The sequence below is a fragment of the Trinickia sp. genome, from assembly GCF_057351765.1.
In genome coordinates, this window is sequence record NZ_JBMRBK010000069.1 from 136449 (window position 1) to 147512 (window position 11064).

General features: G+C 62.6%; 9 protein-coding genes. 4 read left to right on the forward strand and 5 right to left on the reverse strand.

The window, feature by feature from the left end:
- The gene (locus ACO1XS_RS18920) at window positions 1-837 is read left to right on the forward strand and encodes an ABC transporter permease (RefSeq protein ID WP_486391401.1); all 837 of its coding nucleotides are present in this window, start codon (window positions 1-3) and stop codon (window positions 835-837) included.
- Between the two features lie 64 nt (window positions 838-901).
- Window positions 902-4681: a bifunctional proline dehydrogenase/L-glutamate gamma-semialdehyde dehydrogenase PutA gene (gene putA / locus ACO1XS_RS18925; RefSeq protein ID WP_486391402.1), complete on the forward strand. Its 3780-nt coding sequence runs from the start codon at window positions 902-904 to the stop codon at window positions 4679-4681.
- A 57-nt stretch (window positions 4682-4738) separates the two neighbouring features.
- Here the strand turns inward: putA and ACO1XS_RS18930 are convergent, their stop codons facing one another.
- The gene (locus tag ACO1XS_RS18930) at window positions 4739-6061 is read right to left on the reverse strand and encodes an MFS transporter (RefSeq protein ID WP_486391403.1); all 1323 of its coding nucleotides are present in this window, start codon (window positions 6059-6061) and stop codon (window positions 4739-4741) included.
- 315 nt (window positions 6062-6376) lie between these two features.
- Between ACO1XS_RS18930 and hutG the strand changes: the two genes are divergently transcribed.
- The gene (gene hutG / locus ACO1XS_RS18935; RefSeq protein WP_486391404.1) at window positions 6377-7180 is read left to right on the forward strand and encodes an N-formylglutamate deformylase; all 804 of its coding nucleotides are present in this window, start codon (window positions 6377-6379) and stop codon (window positions 7178-7180) included.
- 64 nt (window positions 7181-7244) lie between these two features.
- On the opposite strand, the gene ACO1XS_RS18940 is transcribed toward hutG, so the two are convergent.
- From ACO1XS_RS18940 to ACO1XS_RS18955, 4 genes are read right to left on the reverse strand one after another with little or no spacing between them, the layout of a single operon-like run.
- A complete protein-coding gene (locus tag ACO1XS_RS18940; protein ID WP_486391405.1) occupies window positions 7245-8171 on the reverse strand; it encodes an electron transfer flavoprotein subunit alpha/FixB family protein in 927 nt (308 codons plus the stop codon).
- Complete coding sequence (locus tag ACO1XS_RS18945; protein ID WP_486391406.1) at window positions 8172-8921, reverse strand: electron transfer flavoprotein subunit beta/FixA family protein; 750 nt, start codon at window positions 8919-8921, stop codon at window positions 8172-8174.
- Between the two features lie 9 nt (window positions 8922-8930).
- Window positions 8931-9521, reverse strand: a complete 591-nt coding sequence (locus ACO1XS_RS18950) for a HutD/Ves family protein (protein ID WP_486391407.1) — start codon at window positions 9519-9521, stop codon at window positions 8931-8933.
- 10 nt (window positions 9522-9531) lie between these two features.
- Window positions 9532-10719: an NAD(P)/FAD-dependent oxidoreductase gene (locus tag ACO1XS_RS18955; protein WP_486391408.1), complete on the reverse strand. Its 1188-nt coding sequence runs from the start codon at window positions 10717-10719 to the stop codon at window positions 9532-9534.
- A 171-nt stretch (window positions 10720-10890) separates the two neighbouring features.
- Between ACO1XS_RS18955 and ACO1XS_RS18960 the strand changes: the two genes are divergently transcribed.
- Window positions 10891-11064 (forward strand): FAD-dependent oxidoreductase (locus tag ACO1XS_RS18960; RefSeq protein ID WP_486391412.1); only part of this gene is annotated, 174 nt, incomplete at its 3' end.

An 11064-nucleotide genomic window follows, 5' to 3' on the forward strand; every position in this document is an offset into this window, starting at 1 on the left:
ATGTTCAGTTTTCCAGCCTATGTGACGGTGTGGGGCCGCCTTGGGCGATTCGCGCATGTCGGCGTATCGCTCCTCGTGCTGCTGTTCCTGGTGTCGCCAGTGCTCGTGGTCATGCCGCTATCGTTCAATTCGCAGCCGTACTTTACCTATCCGATGCCGGGCTTGAGCCTGCGTTGGTATGAACACTTTCTCGGCAGTTCCGAGTGGATGCTGGCGCTGAAGAACACGCTGATCACCGGCGTGTCGTCGACGGCGATTGCGACGGTGCTCGGCGTCATGGCCTCGCTCGGCTTGACGAACCCGCGCCTGAAAGGCAAAGCGTTCATCACCGGCGTGCTCGTCTCACCGATGATCGTGCCGCTGATCATCACGGCCGTCGGCGTGTACTTCGCCTTCAGCCCGCTCGGCCTGACGGGCAGCTTGTCGGGCCTGATCCTCGCCCACGCGGCGCTCGGCGTGCCGTTCGTCGTTGTCACCGTCACCGCCACGCTGGCCGGGTTCAACGAGTCGCTTTCGCGCGCCGGCCGCAGTCTCGGTGCGTCGCCCCTCAGAGTGCTTTTGCAAGTGAAGCTGCCGATCATCGCACCCGGCGTCGTATCGGGTGCGCTGTTCGCCTTTGCGACTTCGTTCGATGAAATCGTCGTAGCGCTGTTTCTGACGGGACCGGATCAACGTACGATTCCGCGCCAAATGTGGGGGGGCATCCGGGAGCAATTGAGCCCGACGATCCTCGCGGTGGCCACGATTCTCGTCGTCTTCTCGACGTTGCTCCTGCTCACGCTCGAGCTTCTCCGTCGCAGAACCGAACGCCTGCGAGGCACCGCTGCAGCGTTGTGAACGGGCGGCTCGCCGGCGGCGAGCCGTTTTACGAAGTGCACCTATCGATCATCTGAACATCATCATGTTGTCGGAAATCCAAACCATGCGGACCGTTGCAACGGATCTCTCCATTTTGCGCCAACGTATTCACGACGCGACGGCCATGCGGGAAGAGGAGGTCGTCCAGGCATTGATGCAAGAAGCGCGGATGGATGCGCCTACGCTCGCGAAAGCGCAGGAACTGGCGTCGCGTTTGGCGCAGGGCGTGCGCGATGCGCGTATCGATGCGGGCGGCGTCGATTTGTTGACGCAGGAATTCTCGCTCGACAGCCGCGAAGGCATCGCCTTGATGTGCCTGGCCGAAGCCATGCTGCGGATTCCCGATACGGCGACTCGCAACCAGTTGATTCGCGACAAGATCGTCGATGCCGACTGGCGCGCCCACATCGGCAAATCGCCGTCGCTGTTCGTCAATGCCACGGCCTGGGGTCTGCTCGTCACCGGCAAGCTGCTCAAGCAGCCGGACGAAAACGCGCTGGCCGAAGCGCTGACGCGCGTCGTCCGCAAGGGAGGCGAGGCGGTCGTGCGCGCCGGCGTCGCGTACGCGATGCGAATGCTCGGTAAGCAGTTCGTCACCGGGCAGACCATCGAGGAGGCGATCGGCGTCGCACGAAGCCGTGAATCGAACGGGTATCGGTACACCTACGACATGCTGGGCGAAGCCGCGCTGACCGATGTGGATGCACAGGCTTACTTCGAGTCGTATCGGCATGCGATCGAAGCGATCGGCAAGGACGCACGGGCACGCGGCCCGATCGAAGGGCCCGGGGTGTCGGTCAAGATTTCGGGCTTGCATCCGCGTTATGAATTGCCGCAGCGCGAGCGCGTACTGAACGAGCTGTATCCGCGGCTGTTGGAACTCGCGGAGCTGTCGAAGCAGCACGGCATCGGCTTTCACCTGGATCAGGAGGAGTCCGCCCGCTTCGATCTGACGCTCGAGATGTTGGAGCGGCTTTGCCGCGAGCCGAGCTTGCGCGGCTGGAACGGCATCGGCATTTCTTTGCAGGCATACCAGAAACGCGGTCGTGCGGTCGCCGATTGGATCATCGCGCTCGCGCGTTCCACGGGGCGGCGCATCAATATTCGGTTGGTCAAGGGCGCTTACTGGGATACTGAAATCAAGTTGGCGCAGGATACTGGCGCGGCGGGCTATCCCGTGTTCACGCGTAAGGTCCATTCTGATGTCAGTTATATCGCCTGCGCCAAGGTGCTTCTCGATGCGCCGGACGCGATCTTCCCGCAGTTCGCGTCGCATAACGCATTCACCATTGCCGCGGTTCACACATTGGCCGAGGGCAAGGAATACGAGTTTCAATGTCTGCATGGCATGGGCGAAACGGTATACGACCAGGTCGTTGGGCCGGCGAAGCTCGGGCGCGCCTGCCGGATCTACGCGCCGGTGGGGCCGCACGCGACGCTGCTTGCCTACCTCGTGCGGCGTTTGCTCGAGAACGGTGCCAACTCGTCGTTCGTCAATCAGATCGTCGATCCGGCCGTCAGCATCGCGGATATCGTCGAAGATCCCGTTGCGCGCGCGGCGCGCACGGGCGGCAAGCCGCATGCCGGCATTCCGGCGCCGAGTGCGGTCCTTCCGGGGCGCGTCAATGCGGCGGCACTGAACTTTGCCAATTCGGTCGAGTTCGACGCCGCCGTTGCACAGATACGAGCGGATCGAATCGCGGCGCGGACGATCGTCGCCGGTGATGCCGAAGGTGCGGGCGCTTCGTCCGCGGATGCCACTCGCCTCGTGTATAGCGCCAGCGATACGGCGGAGGTGATCGGCACCGTGGCCGAGACGGGACTGTCCGACGTCGCGGAGGCATTATCCCGAGCGCAGGCGGTTGCCGCAGTTCAAGCCACCATGCTTGCGGCCGACCGGGCTGCAATGCTCGAGCGTGCCGCCGACGAAATCGAGCGTTCGAGCGCCCGGCTTGGCGCGTTGCTGGTTTTGGAGAGCGGTGCCACGCTGGCCGAGGCGGCCGACGAGGTGCGAAGCTCGATCAACCTGTGCCGTTTGTACGCGTACCAGCTCCGTGCCGATCGGCGCCTGGAGGCCGCACGGCCGCTCGGTGTCGTCGTCAGTGTGACGCCGGCATCGTCGCCGCTCGCAACCTTCGTCGGACAGGCCGCGGCGTCGCTGGCCGCGGGCAACGTCGTGATCGCGAAGCCTTCGATCGATGCGGCTTTGATCGGATACGAGGCGGCGCGGGCGTTCCATCGTGCTGGTGCGCCCAAGGGCGTGCTTCAATGCTTGCTCGGCGAGCGCAATTCCGTCGGTCAAGCCCTCGTCACCGACGCGCATGTCGCCGCCGTGGTGTTTTCCGGGATGGCCAAGGCCGCGCGATCGATCGCCGCAGAGCTCGCCACGAAGGCAACGCCGCCGAAGTTTCTCAGTACGGTGGGCAGTGTTCACGCGATGATCGTCGATAGCTCGGCGTTGCCCGAGCAGGTGATCTCCGATGCCGTCGTCTCCGCTTTCAAAAGCGCGGGGCAGAGCGCGTCGTCGTTGCGCCTGCTGTGCCTGCAGGATTCCACGGCGGACAAGGTACTGACCATGCTCAAGGGTATGCTCAGCGAGCGTCGGACCGCCAGTCCGCTCAGCGCCGCGTCCGACATAGGGCCGGTTGCTACGCGTCGCGTTCGAGATCGCGCCGAGACGTACATCGAGCAACTGCGGCGAAAGGGATACGCGGTGACGCGCGGCTCGCTTTCCGCTGCGTGTGCGAAGGGCAATTTCGTCGCGCCGACGATCGTGGACCTAGGTGATGCGCAAGCGCTTGCCGCGCTCGATCCCACCGTGGGCGGTCCGATTCTTCACGTGGTGCGATTCAAGACCGGCGAAATGGCTGCGCTGCTCGGGCAGCTCCGCTCGATGGGCTGTGCCGTTCAAGGGCTGCACACGCGTATCAACGAGGCTGCGGGAATGCTGCTTTCGGCGTCGACGGCCAACAGCATCTGCGTCAATCGAGCAATGCATGGTGCATTCGTCGGCATGCAGCCGTTCGGCGGTGTGGGCGCCTCCGGTACGGGCCCGATGTGGGGCGGCCCATTTACGTTGTTCGCGCTGACGCGCGATGCCGCACCGTCGTTCAATGCGACGGCGGGGCCGTTTGCTTCGGCGCCCCATGCAGTGAGCGAGAAGTTCTACGAATTTCCCGTGGAGACAGCAGACGGGAAGTTCATGGACCGCCGCAAGGCAATGGAGCAGGCACGCGCCGCCGGTCGCTCCCATGTCGAAGCGCTCTTCGCGCGCGCGCCCGGGTGGCTGTCCGCGAAAGACGAACAGGCTGCGATTGCGCGTTTGAAGCAGCGGCTCGTGGGGCAGATCGAGGGCCTGGCGCCGATTACGCTGCCGGCGCTGACCGGAGAGGAAAACACGGTCGAGCTTCTGCCGCGTGGGCAAGTGCTGTGCGCGGGTGCGTCGGCTTTCGCCGTCGTCGCGCAAGCGATGGCTGCCTGCGCGTTCGGCAATCGGGTCGTGCTGCTTCGATCGCCCGTGGCCGATGCCGTCGCTCATACGTTGGGCGATGCCTGCTATGTCGTCGAGTCGACCGACGCGGTGCGTGTGGTTGGCGGGGACTTCGCCGGTGTGCGTCCCGATCTGGTCATGCTGGCGCGGGAGCAGAAAGACATCGCCGAAATTCGTTCTGCGGCTGCGCAACTCGCGATCGGCTACGTGCAAGAGGAGAGTGACGGGCAGTACGACTGGATCCAGCTTGTGCGCGAACGCGTGACGACCGTGAACGCGAGCGCGGCCGGCGGCAATACGCAGTTGATGGTGCTGAGCGAGGACGCGGTTTGAGTCTCGCTTCAAGCGCCGCTCGGCGCAGGCCCGAGCTTGAGCTGCAAGGGAGAAACGCTAACGCATGGCCCGCAGGGCTCGATTCGCTGTCAGGGCCATAGCGAAGCTCGATAATCCGTTGAAAATGAACAGCCCGCTCGGGCCGATGATGGTCATCAGCAGCGAAGCGATAGCCGGGCCGATGAGGCCGCCGATTGAAAATAGCAGAATAAGCGTTGCCGAGACGGCCACGCGCAAATGCGATTCAGTCCGATCGTTGACATGAGAAACGATCAGACTGTATTGGGTGAACGTGACCGCGACAAAGGCGAGCATGCCGACCCAGACGATCGCGGGAGCATGAAATAGCGCCAGCGTGATGCTTACGCTCATGGAGATCCATGCGGTGGCGCGCACGAGACGGCGCCGATCGATGCGATCGGATAACCGCCCCATCGGCCATTGAGGAATGAGGGCGCCGATCAGTGCCACGCCCATGAACGTCGAGAGATCGGTAGTCGAAAACCCCGTGCGTTCGAGGAATACCGGTGTCATCGAATAAAAGGTGCTGTATAGAAATCCGGCCAGAATGCAGCCTGGGATCGCGAGCGGCGACGCGCGCGCCATCGAGCGGAGACTGTCGATCCAACTGTGGGGTGGTAGGCGATCGAGCGTTTTATCCACCACGCGCACGGGCCATCCTTCGAACAGCGAGACCGGCATGACCGCGGCGGAAAACAAGACGGCCACGAGCGAAAACAGGTGTCCATCCGAACTGTCGCCGAGCCGTAGCAAAAACTGCCCGCTGCCGACCGCCAGATAGTTGATGCCCGCGTACAGGCCGAACACCTGCCCTCTATTTTCGTTGCGAGAGGTGCCGCTGAGCCAGCTTTCGATCGACGTATAAAGGCCCATGAAGGCAAAGCCGGTCAGGAACCGGATCGACATCCATGCCCAGGGCGATGCCACGACGTTGAACGCCAAAGCAAGGATGGACACCGCTGCCGAGAAGGCGACGAATGTCCGGTGCTGACCGATTCTGTCTATCAGGCGCCGATGGCATATGGCGCCGGCCACGAATCCGCCGTAATAGCACGATTGCACGAGCCCGACCACGAACGTTGAGGTGCCGGCATGCAGCATCCGCAAGGGAATGAGCGTTTGGAACAGCCCGTTGCCGGCGATGAGCAATGCGTATCCGCAAAGCAGGCCCGCGAGGGACTGATAGTGGCCGATCGATTCGCCGCCGGGCCGCGGTATGGCCGCGGCGGGAGGTGTTCGTCGGCCGAGCAGCTTGGCTTCGGATAGCGGCCCTGTGCGCGCGGGCTCGGGTGGCTCCTGGAGCGTACGCTCGTCGCGTACGTCTGGCTTGGAAAGATTTTCCTCTCGAAACGTCGACATGACACCTTCTTGTTCGTCCGCATCGCTCGAAGCCGGTCGTACTTTTGCTTTGAGCATTCGCTACCGAGCAGGGTCTACCCGGATCAAGCGTGCGGCGGCTTGGATAACGGCTTCTTATGAAGAGGGTAATGCATCGTGATGATGCGATCCAGATCGGCCGCGCCTAATTATGGTCGACTTACGGCTTGTTCTACGTTGCGATCGAAAAGGGCCGCATGAGATCGGGCATTGAACCATATTTACCGCCCGACATTGAGCGATGTCTTGGCGGCGGCCAAGTCGCATACCGATTCAGCAATGGTTGGAGAACCCGCTTTGAGCGATACCCGCTTTCATTTTCATCAAGGAACCGTGCCGCTGCTGGTCTCGATTCCTCATCTCGGTACAGAACTCCCCCCGGACATTCGCGCACGACAGACGGAAATCGCGGACGTCGTGGCGGACACCGATTGGCACCTCGATCGTCTCTACGGTTTTGCGGCGAACATGGGGGCATCCGTGCTGGGTGCGCGTTTTTCACGCTACGTGATCGATCTCAATCGTCCGGCGAGCGGCGAGAGCCTTTATCCGGGCCAGACGACAACGGGGCTTTGCCCCACCGAGACGTTCCGCGGTGAGCCGCTGTATCCGGACGGCGGTTCGCCCGATCCAAGCGAAGTGGAGCGCCGCTTGAACGCGTATTGGCATCCGTATCATGCGAAGCTCCGACAGGAACTGGACCGCTTGCGCGCCGAGTTCGGCAGCGTTCTGCTGTGGGAAGCGCATTCAATAGCCAGCGTGCTTCCGCGGCTGTTCGAAGGCAAGCTGCCCGATCTGAACATCGGGACGAACTCCGGTAATAGCTGTGACGCGCGGGTGCTCAACGCGATGACGGCCTCGCTTGAGGATCAGCCGTTCACCTGGGTCGCAAACGGACGATTCAAGGGCGGGTATATCACGCGCGCCTATGGTCAGCCAGAGCAGGGCGTACACGCGGTTCAGCTCGAGATGTGCCAGTCGACCTACATGAATGAAACGGCGCCGTTCGAGTATCGGCCGGATCTCGCGACGCGGGTCACACCCGTGGTCGAGGGCATCGTGTCGGCGGCACTGAAAGTAGTGCGCTCGCTGCCTCGCTGATCGGATAGGTCAGATACGACAAAGCCCGCACCAGGCGGGCTCATGTTCGGAGTGACTCCACCAATCAAAGCGATTTGGCGAGTTCCGGGACTACTTCGAACAGGTCGGCTACGAGACCGTAGTCCGAGACGCCGAAGATGGGCGCTTCCGCATCCTTGTTGATGGCAACGATGACTTTCGAATCCTTCATGCCGGCCAGGTGCTGGATCGCGCCCGAGATGCCCACCGCGATGTAAAGTTCGGGTGCGACGATCTTGCCGGTTTGACCGACTTGCAAATCGTTCGGCGCGTAGCCGGAATCGACCGCCGCGCGCGAGGCGCCGATCGCCGCACCGAGTTTTTCGGCGAGCGGATCGAGCAACGAGAAATTCTCGGCGCTGCCGAGGCCGCGGCCCCCGGAGACGACAACGCGTGCGCCCGTGAGGTCGGGGCGATCGCTCGCGGCGATTTCGCGACGCACGAATGTGGAGAGTCCGGTATCGGGAACGGCCGGCACTTCGACGATTTCCGCGTTGCCGCCTTCCGTCCGTGCGGCTTCGAACGCGGTGGTTCGAATCGTGGCGACCTTGACCGAATCTGGGGACTGTACCGTGGCGATCGCGTTGCCGGCATAAATCGGCCGCTGGAACGTATCGGCCGAATCGATCGCGATTACATCGGAGATTTGCGAGGCATCCAGTTTCGCAGCCACGCGTGGCGCTGTGTTCTTGCCGGCAGCCGTTGCGGCAAAGAAGACGTGTGTATAGTCCTTCGCCAGTGAGATGACCTGCGCTGCGAGGTTTTCGGCAAGGCCATCGGCAAGATGCGGGGCGTCGACGAGAATGACCTTATCCACGCCTTCGATCGCTCGCGCGGCATCGGCGACGGCGCGCGCACCGCTGCCGGCAACGAGTACATGTACGCCGTTGCCCACCTTTCGCGCAGCCGAAACGGTATTGAGCGTTGCGCTCTTCAGCTGAGCTTCGAATTCCGCAATAACGAGGGTAGGCATTTAGATCACCTTAGCTTCTGTTTTCAATTTCTCGACGAGTGCTGCGACGTTCGGGACCATGACGCCCGCTTTGCGAGCCGGCGGTTCGACGACTTTGATCGTCTTCAGGCGCGGTGCGGGATCGACGCCGAGGTCGGCCGGCTTGACGATATCGATCGGCTTTTTCTTTGCTTTCATGATGTTCGGCAGCGTCACATAGCGCGGCTCGTTCAAGCGAAGATCGGTCGTGACGATGGCCGGCAAACGCAGCGAGACGACCTCGAGGCCGCCGTCGACTTCGCGCGTAATCGTCGCCTTGCCGTCCGCGATTTCGATGTGGCTGGCGAATGTGGCTTGCGGCCAGTCGAGTAGGGCGGCCAGCAATTGGCCGGTTTGGCCGGCGTCATCGTCGATGGCTTGCTTGCCGAGGATGACGAGCTGCGGTTGTTCGCGCTCGACGACCGCCTTCAGCAGTTTCGCCACGGCCAGCGGCTGCAATTCGACGTCCGTTTCGACGAGCACGCCGCGATCGGCACCGATCGCGAGCGCGGTGCGCAGCGTTTCCTGACTTTGCGGCACGCCGCAGGAAACGGCCACGACTTCCGTGGCCACGCCCGCTTCTTTCAAGCGCGTAGCGGCTTCCGTCGCGATTTCATCGAACGGGTTCATCGACATTTTGACGTTGCCGATGTCGACGCCGCTCTGATCGGATTTGACGCGGACCTTCACGTTGTAATCGACAACGCGTTTGACTGCCGTAATCACCTTCATGCTTGATCCTCAAAAATCTGATTCTGTTGTGCGCGCCGTGGCGGCTTCGATGGTCACGATGATCGGAGGCGAGGCTCCGTGATGGACCGGCTCGACGCGAAGCGGTCGATCGACACCGCTGGCGATCATGAACTGTCCCGGCGCGATCGCGCCGTCCGTGCCGATGTCCGGTTCGCTGTACCGGCACGCGCTGTCGAGCGCAATCACGATCGCCGCGCACCCGGGCGGGACGATCGTCGCGGCGGCGATCGGATTGACCGTCGTCCGGTAACGCCCCGCCGCAGTCATGACGTTCAGGGCGGTAACGGGCCCATCGACGAGGGTTGCGTCCCACGCCGTGCCGCCGTCGTACTCGACGGCCGTCAAGGGCGCAAGCCTGATGACCGAAGCTCCGTGACGCAGCGACACACCCTTGCCACGCAGCAGGAAAGACACGCGTTCGATGCCGTCGAATCGCGAGTACGGACCATCGCGTTCCACCTGCGCGACGCTGACTCGCCATTCGGCCCCGTGCGTCGCGAGCGTCTGCGTCACGCCGCCTCCGTTTCGCCACGGCTCGACGGGGATCGATGAAAGCGCGCGCACATCGATGGCGGACATCGCCGGCTCCTCAGGACACCGCGCCCAGGCCATATTTGCCCGTCAACAATTCGCCCGTCGAGAAGCGCTCGATCGAATAGGGCTTGAGCGAGACGTCGGTCGGCAACCCGAGCGCTTCCTGGGCGAGCACTCGGCCGACCGTCGGCGAAAGTTTGAAGCCGTGACCGGAGAAGCCATAGCCCACGACCAAGCCTTCGATACCGGGCAGCTTGCCCAGGACGGGATTCCAGTCGGGCGTGACGTCGTAGACACCCGTCCACGACGAAGCGATGCCCGCGGTTTCGTAGGCCGTGAAGCGTTCCGCCACCTGAGCGCCGACTTCGACCACATAGTCCATCGGAATATCGCCTTGCTCGGTATCGGCCGCGTTGAGCTTTTCGCCGACTACGCCTTCGCTGACGAGCATCTGATTGCCGCCGTAGCTGCGGTAATAGAGCATGCCGGGCGAGGCCAGATCCTTGAACACCGGCATCGAGTACGTGTATTTGGCCGCCTCGCATTCCAGGGCGATCACAGCATGACGTTCGGGCATGATCGGAAGATTGCGTCCGGTCCATCCCGCCAGCTCGGGCGTCCAGATGTTTTGCGTGCTGACGACCATCGAGGTGGCAATTTCGCCGATGCTCGTCGAAACGCCGACAACCTTGTCGTTCTCGAACAAGATCTTGTTGACCGTGGCGTTTTCGCGAATCGTCACGCCACCGCGGCGAGCTGCCCGCGCGAAACTAGTTGCCACCAGATAGGCATCGGCGAAGCCGGCTTCCGGCTCGTAGCCGATGAGTGCCGCGTCGTCGAATTGCGCGATCGGCAGCAATTGCTTGGCCTGCCTGCGGTCGAGCAATTCCAGCGGAATGCCTTGCTCCTTCTGTTGGGCCAGCGCGGCGCGCAGCGGCTCGAGCTTGTCGCCCTCGCCGGAGACGATCATGTAGCCGCACTTCACGAGGCCGCACGAGGCTTCCTCGTCGCCAAGACAATTGGCGAAGTCATTGAATACGTCCCACGATTTGCGGGCGAGTTCGACGTTCTCCTTGACGGAGTAATGCGTTCGCAAGATGCCCGACGATTGCGAGGTCGTTCCCGCCCCGATCGTCCCGCGGTCGAGCACGAGCACGTTTTTCGCGCCCAGTTTGGACAGCTGGAACGCCACCGAGGTGCCGATGACACCCGCGCCGATCACCACAACGTCATAAGTATTCACAGTTCCATTCCCTTTGGGAGCAAGGTTTTGAGCAAAGTGTGGGGCGCGAAAGTCCGGAGCGCGAAAATATAAGAGGAGTCGATCTTTAGCAAAAGCGCATTTGACGTCTGTGCGTTGCGCGAACGGCGCGTCGACGATATCGGCTCACGAAGCCCCGAATGCCTTGCCGCTATGAATACGAAGATCCTTGTCGAGCAGTATGGTCCGCGCGAATCGATGGAATACGACGTCGTGATCGTGGGCGGCGGCCCCGCGGGACTTTCGGCGGCCATCCGGCTCAAACAGCTCGCGCAGGAAAAAGGCGTCGAGCTTGGCGTATGCGTGCTGGAAAAAGGCTCCGAGATC

Coding starts and splice junctions, on each gene's coding strand:
- ACO1XS_RS18940 (WP_486391405.1), bottom strand. CDS start 8,171: ATGCCTACCCTCGTTATTGCGGAATTCGAAGCTCAGCTGAAGAGCGCA.
- ACO1XS_RS18920 (WP_486391401.1), top strand. CDS start 1: ATGTTCAGTTTTCCAGCCTATGTGACGGTGTGGGGCCGCCTTGGGCGA.
- ACO1XS_RS18950 (WP_486391407.1), bottom strand. CDS start 9,521: ATGTCCGCCATCGATGTGCGCGCGCTTTCATCGATCCCCGTCGAGCCG.
- ACO1XS_RS18930 (WP_486391403.1), bottom strand. CDS start 6,061: ATGTCGACGTTTCGAGAGGAAAATCTTTCCAAGCCAGACGTACGCGAC.
- ACO1XS_RS18945 (WP_486391406.1), bottom strand. CDS start 8,921: ATGAAGGTGATTACGGCAGTCAAACGCGTTGTCGATTACAACGTGAAG.
- putA (WP_486391402.1), top strand. CDS start 902: ATGTTGTCGGAAATCCAAACCATGCGGACCGTTGCAACGGATCTCTCC.